General features: G+C 50.0%; 1 pseudogene. It reads right to left on the bottom strand.

The features are described 5' to 3' along the window. Positions 1-120: 120 nt before the first annotated feature. A pseudogene (locus tag AB9F29_RS22660) lies at positions 121-274 on the bottom strand (IS30 family transposase); the annotation flags it as partial.

Here is a 274-nt window from a genome sequence, read left to right as displayed (position 1 = left end):
AGATGCTTTATGGTATTACGTGGTGGTGTCCCGAACGGATCACATTTACGAAATGCCTTGCAAGAACAAAGTGGAGACCTGGGTCGGCACTGGAGTTTTGGTCCGCTTCGGGCTGTGGTTTCAAAGGGTCGCCGCAACACATGCTTCAAATTTCTCTTCTGTGGTTTGGTATTGCAAGGGCTTTCTTGGCCGCTCGTTAAGCTGACGTGCGACGGCGCTGAGTTTAGCTTGCCTAAAACCAGATATATCAGTGCCTTTGGGGAAGTACTGTCTG

Source organism: Falsihalocynthiibacter sp. S25ZX9, from assembly GCF_041205405.1.
Taxonomy (GTDB): domain Bacteria; phylum Pseudomonadota; class Alphaproteobacteria; order Rhodobacterales; family Rhodobacteraceae; genus Falsihalocynthiibacter; species Falsihalocynthiibacter arcticus.
This window is presented reverse-complemented; position numbering and strand designations above follow the sequence as displayed.